Origin of the sequence: Parolsenella catena (assembly GCF_003966955.1) — a bacterium.
GTDB classification, from domain to species: domain Bacteria; phylum Actinomycetota; class Coriobacteriia; order Coriobacteriales; family Atopobiaceae; genus Parolsenella; species Parolsenella catena.
In genome coordinates, this window is the sequence record NZ_AP019367.1 from 837,715 (window position 1) to 857,198 (window position 19,484).

The window sequence follows — 19,484 nt, forward strand, 5'->3', positions numbered from 1 at the left end:
CCATGGCACGCGGACGCACACGCCATACCTCGGCCATAGTCATCGACCGCACGAAGCTGGGGGAGAGCGACCTCATCCTCACGCTCCTTGAGGCCGATGGCAGCCAGGGACGCGCCGTGGCGAAGGGCGCGAGAAAGCCCGGCGGCAAGCTGGCGGCTCGCGTGCAGCTCTTTTGCGAGGACGACCTTCTGCTGGCAGTGGGCAGAAACCTGGACGTCGTCGCCGAGGCACAGCTCAACTGCGCGCACGCCTCGCTCAGGGGCGACCTCGCGCGCGTGAGCGCCGCGAGCGTCGTGTGCGAGGTGGCGAGGCTCACGAGCTTTGCCGATGCCCCGGACTCGTTTCTGCGCCCGATCTGCTCGCGCGCCCTGCTCGCCTGCGAACAGGCGGTCGACCAACCCCACCTCGACGTCGTCGTTGCCGCCTACGCGTTCAAGGTCCTCTCCCACGAGGGTTGGCGCCCCGTCGTCGACTCGTGCGTCGCCTGCGGCGAGCCGAGCGTCACGCGCTTCTCCGCCCTTGCCGGAGGGGGCCTGTGCGAGAGCTGCTCGCGTGAGGTCGAGGGCGCCGAGCCCGTCGATGCGGCGACGCTCTCGTGGGTCGAGTGCCTCGTGGGGCTCACGTTCGACGAGCTTCTCGCGGCGCCCGTCGATGCGCCGACGGCGGCGCTTCTGCTTGCGATGGCTCACACCTGGGCCGCGACGCACCTTGACGCGCGTCTGCGCGCGTTCGAGTTCGCGCTGAGCCTCTAGCGGCGACGATCGGCCTTGGCGCCATTGCCGCGTCCCTGGTCTGTGGAGCCGTCTCCACGCTGAGGATGTGAGCAGTCATTCAGACGTTCTCGCGGCTATCATCCACTGCCGTTGAACACGATTGATTGCTTGGAGTGCGTTTTCATGGAGTTTGTGCTCGACGTCGTCATCGACGCCCTGAAGGACACGGCGGAGCTCATCCCGTTCCTGTTCGCTACCTATGTCGTCATCAGCCTTCTCGACCTGTTCGCCTCGGACAAGACCACGGCCGCCATCCAGAGGGCGGGGCATGCCGGTCCGCTCATCGGCGGCGTGCTCGGCGTCGTTCCCCAGTGCGGCTTCTCGGCCATGGGGGCGTCGCTGTATGCGGACCGCATCGTCTCGCTCGGCACGTTCGTGGCCGTCATCCTCTCGACGTCTGACGAGATGCTTCCCCTGCTCTTGGCCGAGCACGTTGAGGTGGGGCTGCTCGCCCGCATCCTCGTGACCAAGGCCGTGCTCGGCGTCATTCTCGGCTTTGCCACTGACCTTGTCCTGCGTCTGGTTCTTGGCCGCACGTCCCTTGCTGGCGTTGACGAGTCCGACGCGGGCGAGGGGCAGGACGAGGACGCCGAGTTTGACCCGAGCGCCTACTCTTGCGACTGCGGCTGCGGCGAGCCACTTACCCGTGGGCAGACTGCCTGGTGGGTGGTCGTCAACTCTGCCTATCGCACGTTTCAGGTCATCGTCTTCATCTTTGTGGTGTCCGTGTTGCTGAATGCGCTCATCGCCTTGGTGGGGGAGGATGCCCTCGCCTCGTTCCTGTCTGGCAACGCGGTCGTGGCCACGCTCGTCTCGGGCCTTGTCGGGCTTGTTCCCAACTGTGCTGCCTCGGTCGTGCTTACCCAGCTCTACATCGACGGCGTCCTCGGCTTTGCCCCCATGATCGCCGGCACGCTTGTGGCAGGTGGCGCCGGCTACCTCGTTTTGTTCCGCATGAACGGCAACATGCGCGAGAACGCCGCGATCGTGGGCATCGTCTACGTGCTCGGCGTGTGCGTCGGCCTCGTCATGCTGGGGCTGGGGCTCTGAGCGCGCTTGAGACGTCGAGCGAGCTGGCCCCGTTTATCGTGAGCTCGCAGTTGCTCCAGATTGCGGCTTCGAGGTTGTGATCGTCCTGCTCGACGAGGCTTTTGGCCAGCTGAAGCTCTTGGTTATCTCCGGCGCGAGGCCAAGAGATGACAGAGTGCGCGCGGCCAGGGTGGGCGCACGTCTATGATGCCGGCCTCGTCTGCGCAGCGAAGCGCGAGCACGAGCTCGTCGGTTGCCTCTGAGACGTTTCTGCGGGCATGCCCCATGCGCGGGCCCCTCATGCGCGTCTCGAGCGTCTCGGCGAGTGGGATGAGCGCGCAGCCCGCGAGGGTGGCATGGGTGCGATCAAGCCTATCCTCAAGGCTCTCGAGCGCCTGGCGAGCCTCACTGGTCTCGCACGCGTCGCACGCGATGAGCGCATAGACGAGTGCGCCGGGCGCGATGGCCGTGTAGCGAGCCTCGCGCATATCCCGTGCGTGGGTGGCGATGACGAGTGCGTCCGCATGTCTACTGGCAAGGGCTCGCCTGGGCGAGGGCACGCCACCGATGCGTGCGTAGGCCCCAAGCGCGTCTTCGAAGTCGTCGAGCAGCAGGCCGGGCAGCGCGCTCGTCCTGTCGCCATACTCGATGAGGGCCATGGTCTTGGGAAGCGGTCGTATGTTTCTCGCATCACTCATGTGACGTATTATTGCCCATGCCGGGCGTGGCGCCAGTGAGGCGGCCGCCTTCGTGTGCTCTCGTGGCGGTCTTGTGACGAGGCCGCTGGTCCGGACGCATTGTGCTAATCTCTTACAGGTTTGTCAGTACCCCTCACTTGGAGGCGCGCCCACACCAGCGGCACTCCCAGTCTGGGGCGAACAGAGAAGAAAGGTGTCATCATGACCATCTCCAAGGAGCGCAAGGCCGAGCTCATCAAGACCTACGGCAAGAACGAGCACGATTCCGGCTCTGCCGCCGTTCAGGTCGCCATCCTCACCGACCGCATCAAGGAGCTCACCGAGCACATGAAGTCCCACAAGAAGGACTTCCACACCCGCCGTGGCCTCCTCATGCTCGTCGGCAAGCGTCGTCGCCTGCTCTCCTACATCAAGGGCAACGACATCAACGAGTACCGTGAGCTCATCGCCAAGCTCGGCATTCGCGACAACATCCAGTAAGTGGACCTACGGGGCGCCTTCTGGCGCCCCTTTTCGTATCGCGTGCCCAAGGGTCTGGGCACAGCGGGCTTGCCCGGAATCCCCGGGCCAGACCAAGCGGGCGGGGGAGCATCCCGCGCCTGGGGCCCGCAGACGGCCCGCCTGCGACGTGGCAGGCGGAGATAAGGGAAAGAAATGGCAAAGGTTACACACGAGTTCGACCTCTACGGCAAGCACTATGTGCTCGAGACCGGCGAGCTGGCCAAGCAGGCCACCGGCGCCGTGCTCGTCAAGCAGGGCGACTCCACGGTGCTCGTCACTGCGGTCGTCTCGAAGGAGCGCAAGGATTACGACTTCTTCCCGCTGACGGTCGACTTCATCGAGAAGATGTACGCCGTGGGCCGTATCCCCGGCGGCTACCTCAAGCGTGAGGCCCGTCCGTCCGAGAAGGCCACCCTCACGGCTCGCATGATCGACCGTCCGCTGCGCCCGAGCTTCCCGGCCGGCTTCCGCAACGAGGTCCAGGTCGTTGCCACCTCGCTCGTCGCCGACCAGGTGAACCCCGTGGACACGATGTGCGTCATGGCCGCCTCCGCCGCCTTCACCGTGGGTGGCGTGCCCTTCGAGGGCCCGCTGGCCTGCGTGCGCATCGGCCGCAACCCCGAGACGGGCGAGTTCATCGTTAACCCGACCTATGACGAGCGCGACGCCTCTGACCTCGACCTCGAGCTCGCCGGCTCCGACTCGTTCATCTCCATGCTCGAGGCCTCCGCTGACGAGATCTCCGAGGAGGACATGCTCGCCGCCATGGCGTTTGGCCAGGAGGCCATCGCCGCCTTCTGCGAGGAGCAGAAGAAGTTCTTCGAGAAGTTCGAGCAGGTCAACGGCCCGATTCAGCAGCGCGAGTACGTCTACGACGAGCCGGTGCCCTACGTCCACGACAAGGTCTTCGCCCACTACGACGAGATGAGCGCCGCGCTCAAGGACGCCGACAAGCTCTCCCGCATCGGCAAGGTCGAGCTGCTCAAGGCCGCCATCAAGGCCGAGTTCACCGAGGAGGAGCAGGCCCTCTACAGCCGCGAGATCCCCGTGGAGCTCAAGAGCCTCGAGAAGCACGCCATGCGCTGCATGGTCGTCGAGACCGGCGAGCGCGTTGACGGCCGTGCGGCCGACGAGATCCGCCCGCTCATGGTCAAGCCCGACTACCTGCCGCTCGTCCACGGCTCCGGCCTCTTCCAGCGCGGCCAGACCCAGGTGCTGTCCGTCTGCACGCTCGGCATGCTCAACGAGTGGCAGCGCCTCGACACCATCGAGCCGGTCGATGGCAAGCGCTACATCCACCACTACAACTTCCCGCCGTACTGCACCGGCGAGACGGGTCGCATGGGCTCGCCCAAGCGCCGCGAGATCGGCCACGGCAACCTCGCCGAGCGCGCGCTGCTTCCCGTGATCCCCTCCGAGGAGGAGTTCCCCTACACGATTCGCGTGGTCTCCGAGGTCATGGAGTCCAACGGCTCCTCTTCCATGGCTTCCACCTGCGGCTCCACGCTCGCCCTCATGGACGCCGGCGTGCCGCTCAAGCGTCCCGTCTCCGGCATCGCCATGGGCCTCATCCAGGAGGAGGGCAAGACCGTCGTCCTGTCCGACATCCAGGGCCTCGAGGACTTCCTCGGCGACATGGACTTCAAGGTGACGGGCACCGAGCGCGGCATCACCGCCATGCAGATGGACAACAAGGCCACCGGCCTCACGCCCGAGATCCTCTCCCAGGCGCTTCACCAGGCCCACGAGGGTCGCGCGTTCATCCTCAAGACGATGCTCGACGCCATCCCCGCGCCGCGTGAGACCCCCAAGGACACGGCTCCCCAGATCATCACGATCCAGATCCCCACGGACAAGATCCGCGACGTCATCGGCAGTGGCGGCAAGGTCATCCGCGGCATCCAGGACGACACGGGCGCCACGATCGACATCCAGGAGGACGGCAACGTCTTCATCGCCGGCACGGACGGCGCCGCACAGGACGCCGCCGCTCGCATCAAGGCCATCGTGAAGGTCCCTGAGGTGGGCGAGGAGTACACCGGCCGCGTCGTGGGCATCCAGCCCTTCGGCGCCTTCGTCGAGCTCCTGCCCGGCAAGGACGGCCTGCTCCACATCAGCCGCGTCGCCCAGGGTCGCGTCGACAAGGTCGAGGACGTCCTGGCCATCGGCGACGAGGTCAAGGTCAAGGTCCTCGAGGTCGACGAGAAGGGCAAGATCAGCCTCGATCGTCTCGACAAGCCCGAGGTTCCCGGCGGCTCCAAGGGCGGCCACGGTGACCACCATGAGCCGCGCGGCGAGCGTCGTGGCGAGCGCAAGCCCCGTCGTCACCCCGGCGACAACGGCAACGTCGGCTCTGGCCGCGCCCCGCGTCGTCACCACGAGGGCTAGGATCCTCGCGCGTGCCACAAGGCATGGGATTTAGATAGAACGCATGGGGGAGGGCTCCACGGGGCCCTCCCCTTGTTGCATAATGAAGAGTCGCGCGCGAGCCATGCACGCTCGTGCAGGCTTTTGTGCGCGCCACCAACCCAATCAGACGCGGGCTTGCCCGCTTGACCTGCAGGACTCAATCAAGGAGGAATACACCACACATGGCTAAGACCCCGACCCTGAGGATCATCCCGCTGGGTGGTCTGGACGGCATCGGCAAGAACATGACCGCCTTCGAGTGCGGAGACGACATGGTGCTCGTCGATGCTGGCCTCATGTTTCCCGATGACGACCAGCCCGGCATCGACCTCGTGCTTCCCGACTACACCTATGTGCTCGAGAACGAGGAGAAGCTCCGCGGCATCGTCATCACGCACGGCCACGAGGACCACACCGGAGCGCTGCCGTACCTGCTCATGGACCTCACGCACAAGGTGCCGATCTTCTCGAGCAAGCTCACCCTCGGCATGATCGAGGGCAAGCTTGCCGAGCACAACATCAAGAGCCCCAAGTTCCGCGAGGTCACGGATGGCTCAAGCGTCAACCTCGGCTGCTTCTCGCTGCAGTTCTTCTCCATGACGCACTCCATCCCCGGTGCTTTGGGAATCTTTCTCAAGACGCCGGCCGGCACGGTGCTGCACACCGGCGACTTCAAGCTCGACCAGACGCCCATTGACGGCGTGCGCCCCAACTACAACGCCATCAACCGCTTTGGCAAGCAGGGCGTGGACCTCATGCTCTCCGACTCCACGAACGCCAACTTCCCCGGCTTTACGCCGAGCGAGGCCACCGTGGGCGCGTCACTCCGTCACATCATCAAGAATGCCCCGGGTCGCGTGTTCGTCGCCAGCTTCTCGAGCCACATCCACCGCCTGCAGCAGGTGTGCGACGCCGCCACGGCAGTGGGCCGCAAGGTCGTCGTGACGGGCCGCTCCATGGTTACCAACACCAAGATCGCCCGCGAGCTCGGCTATCTCAAGATCGCCGACGAGGACATCGTTGACGCGTTCGAGATCAACGACATCCCCGAGGACAAGATCGTCGTGCTGTGCACCGGCAGCCAGGGCGAGCCGCTCTCCGCGCTCGCCCGCATGGCAAACGGCGAGCACAAGAGCCTCTCCATCTGCGAGGGCGACACGGTCATCATCTCCGCCACCCCGGTCCCGGGCAACGAGAAGAGCGTCCAGGGCATCATCAACTCGCTCTCCAAGATCGGCTGCGAGGTCTATGACAAGACCAACGCCACGGTTCACGTCTCCGGCCATGCTCGCCAGGAGGAGCTCAAGCTGATGCTGGCCATGGTGCACCCGAGGAACTTCATGCCCGTTCACGGTGAGGCCGTGCACCTGCGCGCGCACGCCAAGCTCGCCGAGGGCATGGGCATCCCGCGCGACCACATCTTCATCCTCGACAACGGAGACTCGCTCCAGATGCGTGGCGGCAAAGTCTCGCTCGGCCCGAGCTACGACTCCGGCATCATCTACGTTGACGGCCTGCGCATCGGCGACACCGACCCGGTCGTCCTGCGCGACCGCCAGAAGCTCTCACAGGACGGCATCGTCACGTGCGTCGTGACGCTCAGGAGTCGCTCCCACAAGGTGGCCGACGTCGACGTCTCGAGCCGTGGCGTGTCGTTTGCCAGCGACGATGAGCTGCTCGCGGGCATCGAGGACACCTGCCGCACGGCCATCGACAAGAACAACCAGGGCAGCCCCTCGGTTGACGTCCTGCGCAAGGCCGTCCGCAACTCGCTGTCCAATTACCTGTGGTCCAAGACTCGCACGCGCCCGATGATCATCCCGGTCGTCATGGAGGTCTAGCCTCGTGCCAGCCAAACGCAGCTCAAACGCACAAAGGAAGAAGCCCGCTGCCGCCGCGGGGTCTGGCATCGCCAACGACCTCATCGGCGTCGGTATCATCGTCGTGGCGATGGCCATGATCGTCTCTCTCGTCTCGCCCTCTTCGGCCATCGTGACTCATGCGATGGCCGAGGGGCTAAGGCTCGGCTTTGGCGAGGGCGCGATGCTCGTGCCCTTCGCGCTCATTCTGTTTGCCGTCACGATGTTTCTGCCCACGGACTCCTCGCTCGTCGCGAGGGTCGCGGTGGGCCTTGCCCTCGTGGTGCTGTCCGCGCTGTCGATGCTCTCCATCCTCGTGCCGGGTTCTGATGCCCAGCCCGCCCTCGTGCTCGAGGCCGATGTTGCCTCCTCCTATGGCGGCTATGTGGGGTCTGGCGTCGCTTGGCTTCTGCTCACCTACGTGGGTCAGCTCGTGGGAATGGTGCTGCTCGTTGGCATGGCCGTCTGCGGAATCGTTGTCTGTGGCTTCTCAATCTCCAACCTCGTGCTGCGCATCCGCAACTCCCTTGGCGTTGCGGCCGAGCACATCGCCGCCGCCCATGAGACGCACAGCACGCGCAGGCGCGAGGCTCGCGAGGCCGTCGAGGCCGCTGCGTGGGACGAGCCCGAGGTTAGCGAGCCCGAGACTGCCGTCATGGACGAGCCCGAGACGAGCTTCATCGGCTCGAGGAAGACGAGCGTCCTTCGACGTGGCGCCAAGACCACGCGCATGGACCACGCCACGGGCACGCGAGAGCTCGATGGCATGGCCGAGAAGGACGAGCCACAGCCCAAGACGACGCTGCTTGGGCGCAGGCGCCACAAGAAGGAGGAGGCCGCCTCTTCCGAGGCCACCCAGACGTTTGACGCCGAGGCAACCCTGGCCGCGGCCGACACGAATCCCGCGCTGTGGGACACGCCGTTCGAGCCTCCCGTGGCCCAGGCGGCGTCTTCGAAAGAAGCGACCGTAGCTTCGAATGAGTCTGCCGATTCGTCGGTGACCGGGTCGAAGCACCCCGAGCAGCAAACCGCCGTCCCCGACTTTCTGCTTGCGGCGGCCGCAAAGAAGGAGGGCGCGGCGCCGGAGCAGCCGGCAAAGCCGCGACCCGGTCGCGGGTCTCGAGCCAAGCAGAAGGCTGCCCCCGATGCCCCCGTGCGTCCCGGTGACGACTCGGATGACTTTACGCTGCCGCCGCTGTCGTTGCTCAGCAGCAACCCCAACTCGGCAAGCTCTGCGAGCTCCGACTCTGAGCTTGACCGCACGGCCCAGCGACTTCAGGCCACGCTCGAGGAGTTTGGCCTCACGAGCCGTGTCTCCGGCTGGACGGCCGGACCTCTCGTCACGACGTTCAAGATCGAGATGGGCGAGGGCGAGCGCGTCAACAAGATCACGAACCTGCAGGATGACATCCAGCTCTCGCTGGCCTCCGAGTCGGTCCGCATCTTCGCGCCGATTCCCGGCACGTCTCTCGTGGGCATCGAGATTCCCAACAAGCGGCGCCAGAACGTGTGCCTGGGAGACGTCCTGCCCTATGCTCAGGGAGGTCCTCTCGAGTTTGCCATCGGCCGTGACTCCGAGGGCTCTCCGGTGGTGGCCGACCTCGCGCGCATGCCCCACATGCTCGTGGCGGGCACCACGGGCTCGGGCAAGTCCGTGCTCATCAACGCCATCATCATGTCGCTCATCATGCGCACGACCCCCGAGCAGGTCCGCCTCATCCTCGTGGATCCCAAGCGCGTCGAGTTCTCCTGCTATGCCGGGCTTCCGCACCTGTACGTGCCCGTTGTGACGGAGCCTCGACAGGCAGCGAGCGCCCTGCAGTGGGCCGTCACCGAGATGGACCGCCGCCTTAAGGTGTTCGAACGCGCCGGCGCGCGTGACGTCAAGGTCTACAACAAGATGGTCGAGGACGGTAAGTTCGCCGACATGGAGAACCCGCCCAAGCCCATGCCTTACCTCGTCATCGTGATCGACGAGCTCAGTGACCTCATGATGGTTGCCGGAAAGGACGTAGAGGCCTCGATCGTGCGCATCGCCCAGCTCGCGCGCGCTGCGGGCATCCACCTCGTCCTTGCCACGCAGCGCCCCTCCGCCGACGTCGTGACGGGCCTCATCAAGTCCAACGTCGACACGCGCGTGGCGCTCAAGGTCTCCTCTTCCATTGACTCGCGCGTCATCCTGGACCAAACGGGTGCCGAGCGCCTCATGGGCAGGGGAGACATGCTCTTCCGCAAGGCCGGCGGCGTGCTGCGCCGCGTCCTGGGCGCCTATGCGAGTGACGAGGAGATCGAAAGCGTGGTCTCCTTCATACGCGACCAGCGTGAGCCCGACTATCACGACGAGATCCTCTCAGCCGTGGCTCCCGCCCAGCCAGGCAGCGCCGCGACGGCCGAGGACATGGAGGAGGACGACCCACTCGTCTGGGAGGCCGCCCAGGTGGTTGTGGACTCTCAGCTAGGTTCCACGTCCGGCCTGCAGCGCCGTCTCAAGGTGGGGTACGCTAGGGCGGGAAGAATCATGGATAACCTCGAGCGCAAGGGCGTCGTCGGCCCGCCCGAGGGGTCCAAGCCCAGAGAGGTGCTCCTTGATGCCGATGGCCTCGAGGAGCTACGTGCGGCCGAGGCCGCGTTTAGGGAGGTGTAGCCCACATGCAACGTCCGCAGTTCGCCGAGCTTCTCGCAGACAGGCGTCGTCAGCTGAGGCTCTCCGTCCCTCAGGCGGCCCGCGTGCTCAGGATGCGCGAGAGCGTGCTTGAGGCCTTTGAGATTGGTGACTTCGACCATCTGCCAGCACTGGGCTATGCCCAGGGCATGGTGGCGAGCTATGCACGCTACCTCGGGCTCGACCCGCGCCGAATCACTGAGCTGTACGAGCGCGAGCATGCCGAGTACGTTGCCGGCGTTACCGGCAGGGCTCCCACGGGCCTCGCTCGCCTCTCGGACGAGCCCGGCCACGATGGCCCCGCATCGGCCGCGAGCCAGGCGCGCTCGACGACGACGGGCCTTGCCCTCGCGCGCACGAGTCAGCCGTCGTACGGCTCCTCGTCCTCTTATGCGGGACAAGGCGCCTACAACCCACGAGGTTCGTATGGGGCAAGCTACTCGAGCGCCTATGCCAACGGCTCTGACAGACGCTACACCACGCGAAACCCCAATGACTACGAGGACCGCGCTCGTCGCCAGCAACAGGCTGGCAGGGCCCGCCGCGCTCGCGACTCCTATGGAGACGAGTACTCGCGCGCTCGCGATGGCGGTCGCGGCGGCACTCGCCAGGGATCCTCTCGTGCGAGGGCTGGCCGCGAGGGCTCTCGCTACGGCGATGACATCCAGACGCGTCGCGTGGATTCCGGTCAGTACAGGGATGACCTGCGCTTTGGCTCTGACGCCCGCCCGTATCGGCCCTCGTCCACGCGGGCTGGCCGCGAGGGCAGCAGAAACATGTCAACGCCGGTTCGCCCCAACGTTCGCAGACAGTCTCCCGCCCGAGACCGCAATCGAGACCCGCGCAATCGGGGACGTCGGAATGAGCCGCAACGCTCCGGGCTCGCCGGCATTCTCGATGCCGTCATGGCTGATCCCAGGCGAGCCTTCATGCTTATCTCGGCTTTGCTCGTCGTGCTGCTCGTCGTCATCCTGACGTTCTCGATTCGTTCCTGCGCCTCGTCGAAGGTGGACAACAGCAAGGTCAACGTCGTCACCGCCGTGACGAGCGAGGCCGCGTCCACGTCTGCCACCACGACGTCTGCCGCCGAGCAGCAGGCGCTGTCCGAGGCCGCCGCAAAGAAGGCCGCCTCGGCTGCTGCCGCCGCCACGCAGGAGACGAAGGTCACCGTGAGCGTGGCAGACGGCGCCACCACGTGGGTTGAGATCACGTGCGACGGAGAGCAGCAGGTGGCGGAGTCCATCACGGGCTCGTGGTCCCAGGAGTACACACCCAAGAAGTCCCTTGAGATCAGGGTGGGTGACCCGAGCGTCGTGACCGTCGAGAAGAACGGGGAGCGCCAGAGCTTCTCCGGCAAGTCGGCGGGCACCTCCACGCTCACCATCGAGGGGACGGACCCAGACGCCGCCACGACCGAGGCCGCAACCTCGGGCTCGCGGTCAAGCTCGAGCTCGTCTGACGAGGACGATTCGGACGAGTAGGGCTCCCAGCAATCAGCATTAGTCGGGCGATGCCCGGAAAGGACGAGATATGGCCAAGGACTCGAGCTTCGACGTCGTCTCCACGGTTGACATGCAGGAGGTTGACAACGCGGTCCAGCAAACGGCTCGCGAGCTCACCCAGCGCTATGACCTCAAGGGCTCTGGCTCGAGCATCGAGCTTGCCAAGGCCGATGCCACCATCACGGTGTGCGCGCCTGCCGAGTTCGTTGCCAACCAGGTCATCGACATCCTGAACGGCAGGCTCGTCAAGCGCCAGGTGGACCTCAAGAGCGTGCGTTGGGACAAGCCCGTCGCAGCGTCGGGTGACTCGGTACGCGTCATCGGCCACGTCGTCCAGGGGATCGACAAGGAGTGCGCCAAGAAGATCTCCAAGGACATCCGAGACCTCAAGCTCAAGGTCAAGGCCCAGATCGACGATGACAAGCTCCGTGTCACGAGTCCCTCCAGGGATGCGCTCCAGCAGGTCATCTCTCACCTGCGCTCCCAGGACTATGGCATTCCGCTCCAGTTCAACAACTACCGCTAACCTCTCGCCCCGGGTGACCTTAGACGGGCCCGGGGCTTGCCATGCACGCTCATCAATCCGAGAACCGCCAATCCGAGAAAGGCCACCTATGTCACTCGAGCAAACGAAGGCCGAGGGCTCTGCGAGCATCCTGTTCGTCACGCTCGGCTGCGCCAAGAACGAGGTCGACACGGACCGCATGCGCAGCCTGCTGCTCCGCGCGGGATACGAGGAGGCCTCCGAGGCAGAAGAGGCTGACGCCGTGATCGTCAACACCTGCTCGTTCCTCGCGAGCGCCACGTCCGAGAGCATCGAGCGCACGCTCGAGCTCGCCGAGGCAAACACCGAGGGCGTGCGCAACCGTCCCATCGTCATGTGCGGCTGCGTTCCCTCCCGCTATGGCGACGACCTTCCCGCCGAGCTCCCCGAGGTCGCCGCGTTCGTTCGCGCGGATGCTGAGGACGGCATCGTCTCGGTCATGGACGGCGTGCTTGGGCGCGAGTCCGCGGTGCCTGCTGCGGTCGGCTCCTCGGCGGGGCCTCTCGCCGAGCCACTTCGCACCGTTGAGGGCGCAAGCGCCTACGTGAAGATCTCTGACGGCTGCGACCGCTTCTGCTCCTTCTGCGCTATTCCCTATATCCGCGGTCGCTACGCCTCCCGTCCCTATGCAGAGATCGAGCCCGAGGTGCTCGCGCTTGCCAAGAGCGGCGTGCGAGAGTTCGTTCTCATCGGCCAGGACACCGGCATCTGGGGCAGGGACCTGGGGGAGGGTGACACGCTCGCGAGCCTGCTCACGCGCCTCGCGAAGGTGGTGCGTCCCTTTGGCGCCTGGCTGCGCGTGCTCTACCTTCAGCCCGAGGGCATGACCGACGAGCTCGTGGCTGCCATCCGTGACACGCCCGAGGTGCTTCCCTACATCGACATCCCCATTCAGCACTGCAACGCTCGCGTGCTCAAGAGCATGAACCGTTCGGGCAGCGCCGAGGAGTTCTCCGAGCTGTTCGCGCGCCTCCGCTCCGAGATCCCGGGCATGGTGCTTCGCACGACGGGCCTCGTTGGCTTTCCCGGCGAGACCGAGGAAGAGTACGAGGAGCTGCTTGACTTCATCCAGAAGGAGGAGTTTGACTACACGAGCGTGTTCTCCTATTCGCGCGAGGAGGGTACCCGCGGCGCCGAGATGGACGGTCAGATCGACGAGGACGTGAAGCTCGAGCGTGCCCAGGGGCTCATCGACATCGCCGAGGAGCTTGGCTTCTCCGCCACGGCCAAGCACGTGGGCGAGGTCGTCGACGTCATCATCGACGGCATCGACACCGATGGCGAGACTCCCGAGCTCATCGGCCACACCTGGTTCCAGGCCCCCGACTGCGACGGCGCCGTTCACATTCCCGAGGGCGAGGCGTGCGTGGGAGACGTCGTGCGCGTGCGACTGACGGAGTCGTTCTGCTATGAGCTCGAGGGTGAGATCGTGACGGACGAGGAGGCGTAGGCCGTGAGCGAGAAGAAGTCTTCGCCTGGCATGTGGACTCCGGCAAACATCGTCACGTCCGTCCGCGTCGTTTTCGTGCCCGTCTGGCTGCTCATGGCGCAGCTGCTTGGCGGCGTCGGGGTCGGCGGCATGGCGGTGTTCGTCGCGTTTTGCCTGCTGTCGCTCACCGACAAGCTTGACGGCTACCTCGCGCGCAGCCGCAACGAGGTGACGACGTTCGGCAAGTTCCTCGACCCGATTGCCGACAAGCTCGTCGTCATCGTGGCACTGTGCTATCTGCTCGAGACCGGTGCTCCCGTGTCGTGGGCCCTGCTCGTCATCGTCTCTCGCGAGTTTCTCGTGAGCGGGCTTCGCATGGTCGTTGCCACGAAGGGCGTCGTCATCGCCGCCGGAAACCTAGGCAAGTGGAAGACCGCCACGACGATGGTCTCCATTTGCGGCGCCCTGCTCGCCATGGCCATCGACAGCTACGCCCTCATGTGCGTGTCCTATGGTCTGCTTGTCGTTGCCGTCGTGCTCACCATCTGGAGTGGCGTGGACTACTTCGTGAAGTCCTGGGGGGCGCTTTCGGATGACGAGCCTGAGGCGTCAGACAAGAGTGATGCGGCTCCGACGTGGGACGATGCCGTGTCGCTTGCTTCCCGTGTTCTCGATCAGGCTCGCGCGGCTGGTCTGAGCGTCGGCACCGCTGAGAGCTGCACGGGGGGCCTCGTGGAGGCGTCACTCACGGCCGTGCCCGGTTCCTCGGACGTCGTGATGGGCGCTGTGGGCTCGTATGCGTGCTCGGTGAAGGAGGCACTGCTTGGGGTCGAGCATGACACCCTCGAGCGTGTTGGCGCCGTGTCCTCCGAGTGCGCGAGCGAGATGGCGCGTGGGGCGCGTGGGGCGCTCGGGTGCGATGTGGCCGTGAGCGTCACTGGCATTGCTGGACCTGGCGGGGCCGTTCCCGGCAAGCCCGTTGGGCTCGTCTGGTTTGGCGTGAGCGATGGGCATGAGACGCGCACGGAGTCCGTCGTGTTCCCCGGCGATCGTTCCGAGGTGAGGCTGCGCTCCGTGATGCACGCTCTCGAGCTGCTGCGCAGCATGTGCGGCAAGGCTGCCGCTCGCGGCTAGGCAAAGCCCGCTCGGCGGTTTCGCCTTTCATCAATTTTGCTTAAAATTCGGGCATCTAGCTGCGGTGTTAGACCTCAGTTAGATGCCCGTCAGGTTTTGCTCGCAACGTATGTCCTAAGCTCCTCTCAAGTGTTTGACCACGAACGATTGTTCGTGTATCATGTCGGGAGGTAGCAATGGAAGGGAACGAGATGGCTAAGTCCAACGCGGTTTCGCGAGAGATTCACGCGCCTACCACGGGCGAGGAACGCACGAAGATGATCGAGTCCACGACTGCCGAGATTGAGAAGAAGTTCGGCAAGGGCGCGATCATGAAGTATGGCGAGGGCGGGCCTGACCTTCACGTCGAGGCCATCCCCACGGGCTCCCTCGCCCTTGATGTCGCCCTTGGCATCGGTGGCGTTCCCAGGGGCCGCATCGTGGAGATCTATGGCCCCGAGTCCTCGGGCAAGACCACGCTCTCGCTCGAGATTCTCGCAGAGGCCCAGGCCATGGGTGGCGTCGTTGCCTTCATCGATGCCGAGCACGCGCTCGATCCCGGCTATGCCGCTCGCATCGGCGTTGACATCGACGAGGTGCTCATCTCTCAGCCAGACACCGGCGAGCAGGCGCTTGAGATCTGTGACATGCTCGTTCGCTCCGGAGCCATCGATGTGGTGGTCATCGACTCCGTGGCCGCGCTCGTCCCGCGTGCGGAGATTGAGGGCGAGATTGGAGACACCACGGTGGGTCTCCAGGCCAGGCTCATGAGCCAGGCGCTTCGCAAGCTCGCTGGCTCTCTCTCGAAGTCCAACACCACCTGCATCTTCATCAACCAGCTTCGCGAGAAGATCGGCATCATGTTCGGCAATCCGGAGACCACTCCTGGCGGCCGTGCCCTCAAGTTCTTCTCTTCGGTGCGCATGGACATTCGTCGCATCGACACGATCAAGCAGAGCGGCGACATCGTGGGCAGCCGCGTGCGCGTCAAGGTCGTCAAGAACAAGGTGGCCCCTCCCTTCAAGACGGCCGAGTTCGACATCATGTACGGCACCGGCATCTCCAAGGAGGGTTCGATCCTGGACCTCGGCGTCGACAACGAGGTGGTCAACAAGTCCGGCGCCTGGTACACGTACGAGGGCGAGCGCCTTGGCCAGGGCAGGGAGGCCGCGAAGGAGTTCCTGCGCAAGAACCCCGATCTCAGGGACGAGATCGAGTCTCGCGTCCGTGAGGTCGTCGGCCTGGAGCCCCTTGAGGGCGTGGAGCCCTCGACTCCGGTGAGCGCTGAGAGCGATGGCGAGTAGGAGAGCCGGAGCGTCCAGCCACAAGACTTCGAGGGACCCTCGTGTGCACGAGGGTCCCTCTGGCTTTACGTGGACGCTCTGCTTCCCCGATCGAGGTGCCACCCCGATGGGGGCGAGAAAGCCCCTGGCATGTATAGAGACGGCTGATTCCGAGCCCATTTTTGTCCCCGTCTGCGTGGCCAGGCGACTTGACGGAGCCGACGGCCCGGAGCCGGGCAGCAGGGCCGAGCTTTTGTACGAGGTGAGGACGCTCTCTGACGAATGCGCGTGGTCCAAGCTCGTTGACCTTGTGTCTCGCAGGGATTACTCGCAGAAGGAGGCCGCTGACAGGCTCGTTCGCGAGGGCTTCTCGAGGGACTGCGCGTGCCGCGCGGTGGGGCGCGGCGTTGCCTCGCGTGTCGTGAATGACGCGAGGTTTGCCGAGTACTTCGTGCGTGCCAAGGTCAGTGCTGGGTGGGGCCCGATGCGCATCGAGCGCGAGCTTTCTCGCAGGGGCGTCCCCATTGAGGATGTACCCGGTTGGCCAGATGAGTTCTTTGGCGACGAGGGTCCCGCGCAACGGGCGCGTGAGCTTATCGAGCGCAAGCCTGTGCCTCGGGAGAATGCCTACCCAAAGCTCGTTCGCTTCCTCGTGTCGAGGGGCTTCTCCCTCTCCGTTGCCAAGGACGTTGTGAGCGAGCGTCTGGCACGGGATGACGATTCATAGTCGGACTGCGCGATGTGCTGCATTTCTGTCCCGCTGTGTGCCGCGTTGACGCAAGCGGGCTCTACACATAAAATGAGATAACCATTTGGGTATCTCTCGTCCGCCGTGTTCCTCATGGCGAACGTTCTTTTTGTTCGTTTAGCTGCGATTGGACGCACATAGACGCCGGGAGTCACTCGGATGGTGGGTTCTGCCCTTGTCGGCAGTCTCCTGAACATCTCTTGCAGTTTTGTGATCCTAGGAGTCAACATGTTGCCAGTTATCGTTGCGGCGGTCATCGCCCTTGTGGCGGGTTTCGCCATCTCTCACTTCGCTGTCAATGGCCAGAACTCGGCCAAGGTCCAGGAGGCCAACCGTCAGGTGAGCGAGGCTCAGCAGAGGGCCGAGCAGATTTGCGCCGATGCCGAGCGTCAGGCCGAGACCACCAAGAAGGAGGCCGTTCTCGCTGCCAAGGAGGACATCCTCAAGCAGCGCCAGGCCGCTGAGGCCGAGGAGAAGCAGCGCAAGAGCGAGCTTCACTCCCTTGAGAGCCGTATCATGCAGCGCGAGGAGTCCCTCGACCGTCGAAACGACGCGCTCGACCGTCGCGAGCACCAGCTCTCCAGTCAGGCGGGCCAGCTCGACCGTCGTCAGAGCGACCTCGATGGCCTCGTCAAGAAGCAGACGACCGAGCTCGAGCGCATCGCGTCCCTCTCTCAGGACGAGGCCCACAAGGAGCTTCTCGACCGCGTTCGCAAGGACACGGTTCGTGAGGAGGCCCAGATCCTTCGCGAGAGCGAGCAGCGTACGCGTGCCCAGGCTGACAAGACGGCTCGAGAGATCGTGACGACCGCCATCCAGCGCTGCGCCGCTGACCAGGCCGGCGAGGTCACCGTTACCTCCGTTCACATCCCCTCCGATGACCTCAAGGGCCGCATCATCGGCCGCGAGGGCCGCAACATCCGCACGTTCGAGCAGGTCTCCGGCGTCTCTCTCGTCATCGATGATACCCCCGAGACGGTGCTGCTCTCGAGCTTCGAGCCCGTTCGTCGCGAGACGGCCCGCGTGGCGCTCGAGAACCTCATCGCCGACGGCCGCATTCACCCGGCCCGCATCGAGGAGATGTACAAGAAGGCCGAGACTCTCGTCAACCAGCGGGTTCAAGAGGCTGGCGAGCAGGCCGCCTTTGACGCTGGCATCCACGACCTTCACCCCGAGATCATCAAGACGCTCGGCGCTCTGCGCTATCGCACCTCTTTTGGCCAGAACGTCCTGCAGCACTCCAAGCAGGTCTCTGAGCTGTGCGGCGTCATGGCCTCCGAGCTTGGGCTTGATCCCACGGCCGCCAAGCGTGCCGGTCTTCTGCATGACCTCGGCAAGGCCATTGACCACACGGTCGAGGGCCCGCATGCCGTCATCGGCGCCGACCTCGCACGTCGCTATGGCGAGCGCCCCGAGATCGTCCACGCCATCGAGGCGCACCACGCAGATGTTGAGCCCAACACGATTCTCGACCAGCTCGTGATGGCCGCCGATGCCATCTCCGCCGCCAGGCCCGGCGCGCGTCGCGAGAGCGCCGAGACCTACATCAAGCGACTTCAGAAGCTTGAGGAGATCTCGAACGCTCACGAGGGCGTCGAGCGCACCTACGCCATGCAGGCCGGTCGCGAGCTCCACGTCATGGTCCAGCCCGAGAAGATCTCCGATGCCGAGGCCACGGTTCTGGCCCACGACATTGCCAAGCAGATCGAGGACGAGATGGAGTATCCCGGCCAGGTCCGCGTCGTCGTCATTCGCGAGTCTCGCGCCGTTGATGTCGCGAAGTAGCGGTCCGTCCATCTTCTGACGATGTCCAACACGAGTCACATCTCATCTGGCGAGGGCAAGGCTCCGGCCGTGCCCTCGCTTGTCGATTTTGTCGCCGCCGTCTCTGGTGACACGGCCGTGCGCGTCGAGGAGTCACTTGGTGAGGGCTTCGTTCGTCTGCGCGTTGGCGAGGCCGAGAGGCGCCAGGCAAAACATGACATCCGTTGCATCGAGGACGTCGTCATCGAGATGCTCCGCAACTCGAGGGATGCGGGCGCGCGCCGAATACTCGTTGCTACGACGCGAGAGGGTGATACTCGCTCCCTCGTCATGATCGATGATGGTTCCGGCGTCCCCGATTCCATGCGCGAGCGAATCTTCGATGCTCGCGTGACCTCAAAGCTCGATACGGTGCACATGGACCGTTGGGGCGTCCACGGTCGTGGCATGGCCCTCTTCTCCATCAAGGAGAACACGCGTATGGCACGCGTCATGGCCTCGGGGAAGGGGCTCGGCTCCTCCATCCGAGTTGAGGCGGACGCCACGGAGCTTCCCGAGAGAAAGGACCAGAGCACGTGGCCCTCCGTTGGCAGTGGTGACGAAGGCCAGACGCAGCTCAAGGGCCCTCACAACATCATTCGTACGTGCTGCGAGTTCGCGCTTGAGGAGCGGCCGAACTGCGAGGTCTATCTCGGCTCCGCGGCCGACGTCCTGTCCACTGCCCGCGCCCTCGTCGAGCAAAGCCCAGATAGGTCTAGGCTTCTCTTCGTCGACGACCCCTCCGAGGTCCCGGTCATCGAGCGGCCTGCCGTTGCCGGGGATGCGCGCGAGCTCTCCACGATAGCCCAGGACCTGGGACTTTCCATCTCTGAGCGCACGGCGCACCGCATTCTTGCCGGGCAGATCAAGCCGCTCCGTCCCGTCGCGGCAAGGCTGCTCCACCATGGCGGTACGCCTGGGGCCCAGCAGGTCGACCTGTCCAAGGACCGTCGCGGCCTCAAGATCGCGCAGGATGACATCGACGAGTTCTCGCGCACGATGGAGCGGGCCTTCGACCTCATTGCGGAGCGCTACTATGTGGGTCTTTCCGGCGAACCTCGCGTGAGCGTGACGCGTGACAAGATTACCGTTACATTTGACCTCGAGAAGCAAGACTAGGGCCGCTATCGG

Annotated in this window: 15 protein-coding genes and 1 pseudogene; 15 read left to right on the forward strand and 1 reads right to left on the reverse strand. The window is 65.0% G+C overall.

Annotated elements, in window-relative coordinates; all coding sequences use genetic code 11:
- Window positions 1–2 precede the first annotated feature (2 nt).
- Entirely contained in the window at window positions 3–752 is a 750-nt protein-coding gene (gene recO / locus Pcatena_RS03825) for a DNA repair protein RecO (RefSeq protein WP_126421771.1), read from the forward strand.
- A 144-nt stretch (window positions 753–896) separates the two neighbouring features.
- Entirely contained in the window at window positions 897–1,823 is a 927-nt protein-coding gene (locus Pcatena_RS03830; RefSeq protein WP_126421773.1) for a putative manganese transporter, read from the forward strand.
- 122 nt (window positions 1,824–1,945) lie between these two features.
- On the opposite strand, the gene Pcatena_RS03835 is transcribed toward Pcatena_RS03830, so the two are convergent.
- Window positions 1,946–2,500 carry a hypothetical protein gene (locus Pcatena_RS03835; protein WP_126421775.1) on the reverse strand — a complete coding sequence of 185 codons (555 nt, stop codon included), beginning with the start codon at window positions 2,498–2,500 and terminating at the stop codon, window positions 1,946–1,948.
- A gap of 201 nt (window positions 2,501–2,701) precedes the next feature.
- On the opposite strand from Pcatena_RS03835, the gene rpsO reads away from it, so the two are divergent.
- From rpsO to Pcatena_RS03895, 13 genes and pseudogenes are all read left to right on the forward strand, one after another.
- Entirely contained in the window at window positions 2,702–2,980 is a 279-nt protein-coding gene (gene rpsO, locus Pcatena_RS03840; protein ID WP_126421777.1) for a 30S ribosomal protein S15, read from the forward strand.
- A 174-nt stretch (window positions 2,981–3,154) separates the two neighbouring features.
- On the forward strand, window positions 3,155–5,389 hold the full coding sequence (locus tag Pcatena_RS03845; RefSeq protein ID WP_126421779.1) for a polyribonucleotide nucleotidyltransferase: 2,235 nt from the start codon (window positions 3,155–3,157) through the stop codon (window positions 5,387–5,389).
- 203 nt (window positions 5,390–5,592) lie between these two features.
- Window positions 5,593–7,251 carry a ribonuclease J gene (locus Pcatena_RS03850; RefSeq protein WP_126421781.1) on the forward strand — a complete coding sequence of 553 codons (1,659 nt, stop codon included), beginning with the start codon at window positions 5,593–5,595 and terminating at the stop codon, window positions 7,249–7,251.
- A gap of 4 nt (window positions 7,252–7,255) precedes the next feature.
- Entirely contained in the window at window positions 7,256–9,913 is a 2,658-nt protein-coding gene (locus Pcatena_RS03855) for an FtsK/SpoIIIE family DNA translocase (protein ID WP_232619900.1), read from the forward strand.
- A 5-nt stretch (window positions 9,914–9,918) separates the two neighbouring features.
- Entirely contained in the window at window positions 9,919–11,412 is a 1,494-nt protein-coding gene (locus Pcatena_RS03860; protein ID WP_126421783.1) for a RodZ domain-containing protein, read from the forward strand.
- A 49-nt stretch (window positions 11,413–11,461) separates the two neighbouring features.
- Complete coding sequence (locus Pcatena_RS03865; RefSeq protein WP_126421785.1) at window positions 11,462–11,959, forward strand: YajQ family cyclic di-GMP-binding protein; 498 nt, start codon at window positions 11,462–11,464, stop codon at window positions 11,957–11,959.
- 88 nt (window positions 11,960–12,047) lie between these two features.
- Complete coding sequence (gene rimO / locus Pcatena_RS03870; RefSeq protein ID WP_126421787.1) at window positions 12,048–13,427, forward strand: 30S ribosomal protein S12 methylthiotransferase RimO; 1,380 nt, start codon at window positions 12,048–12,050, stop codon at window positions 13,425–13,427.
- Between the two features lie 30 nt (window positions 13,428–13,457).
- Window positions 13,458–14,003 (forward strand): annotated as a pseudogene (pgsA, locus tag Pcatena_RS08310) (CDP-diacylglycerol--glycerol-3-phosphate 3-phosphatidyltransferase); the annotation flags it as partial.
- 51 nt (window positions 14,004–14,054) lie between these two features.
- Window positions 14,055–14,540: a CinA family protein gene (locus tag Pcatena_RS08315; RefSeq protein ID WP_232619914.1), complete on the forward strand. Its 486-nt coding sequence runs from the start codon at window positions 14,055–14,057 to the stop codon at window positions 14,538–14,540.
- Between the two features lie 191 nt (window positions 14,541–14,731).
- Window positions 14,732–15,823, forward strand: coding sequence for a recombinase RecA (recA, locus tag Pcatena_RS03880; protein ID WP_126421790.1), 1,092 nt, complete (start codon window positions 14,732–14,734; stop codon window positions 15,821–15,823).
- Window positions 15,824–15,929: 106 nt separating this feature from the next.
- On the forward strand, window positions 15,930–16,529 hold the full coding sequence (locus Pcatena_RS03885; RefSeq protein ID WP_172596370.1) for a regulatory protein RecX: 600 nt from the start codon (window positions 15,930–15,932) through the stop codon (window positions 16,527–16,529).
- Window positions 16,530–16,778: 249 nt separating this feature from the next.
- Entirely contained in the window at window positions 16,779–18,335 is a 1,557-nt protein-coding gene (rny, locus tag Pcatena_RS03890; RefSeq protein WP_126421794.1) for a ribonuclease Y, read from the forward strand.
- Window positions 18,336–18,404: 69 nt separating this feature from the next.
- Entirely contained in the window at window positions 18,405–19,472 is a 1,068-nt protein-coding gene (locus tag Pcatena_RS03895; protein ID WP_232619901.1) for an ATP-binding protein, read from the forward strand.
- The last annotated feature ends 12 nt before the right edge of the window (window positions 19,473–19,484 follow it).

Excerpts from the sequence above, each read along its gene's own strand:
- rimO (WP_126421787.1), top strand. The coding sequence starts at position 12,048 with ATGTCACTCGAGCAAACGAAGGCCGAGGGCTCTGCGAGCATCCTGTTC.
- rny (WP_126421794.1), top strand. The coding sequence starts at position 16,779 with ATGTTGCCAGTTATCGTTGCGGCGGTCATCGCCCTTGTGGCGGGTTTC.
- Pcatena_RS03845 (WP_126421779.1), top strand. The coding sequence starts at position 3,155 with ATGGCAAAGGTTACACACGAGTTCGACCTCTACGGCAAGCACTATGTG.
- Pcatena_RS03860 (WP_126421783.1), top strand. The coding sequence starts at position 9,919 with ATGCAACGTCCGCAGTTCGCCGAGCTTCTCGCAGACAGGCGTCGTCAG.
- rpsO (WP_126421777.1), top strand. The coding sequence starts at position 2,702 with ATGACCATCTCCAAGGAGCGCAAGGCCGAGCTCATCAAGACCTACGGC.
- Pcatena_RS03865 (WP_126421785.1), top strand. The coding sequence starts at position 11,462 with ATGGCCAAGGACTCGAGCTTCGACGTCGTCTCCACGGTTGACATGCAG.
- Pcatena_RS03830 (WP_126421773.1), top strand. The coding sequence starts at position 897 with ATGGAGTTTGTGCTCGACGTCGTCATCGACGCCCTGAAGGACACGGCG.
- Pcatena_RS03835 (WP_126421775.1), bottom strand. The coding sequence starts at position 2,500 with ATGAGTGATGCGAGAAACATACGACCGCTTCCCAAGACCATGGCCCTC.
- Pcatena_RS03885 (WP_172596370.1), top strand. The coding sequence starts at position 15,930 with ATGGGGGCGAGAAAGCCCCTGGCATGTATAGAGACGGCTGATTCCGAG.
- recO (WP_126421771.1), top strand. The coding sequence starts at position 3 with ATGGCACGCGGACGCACACGCCATACCTCGGCCATAGTCATCGACCGC.
- Pcatena_RS03850 (WP_126421781.1), top strand. The coding sequence starts at position 5,593 with ATGGCTAAGACCCCGACCCTGAGGATCATCCCGCTGGGTGGTCTGGAC.
- recA (WP_126421790.1), top strand. The coding sequence starts at position 14,732 with ATGGCTAAGTCCAACGCGGTTTCGCGAGAGATTCACGCGCCTACCACG.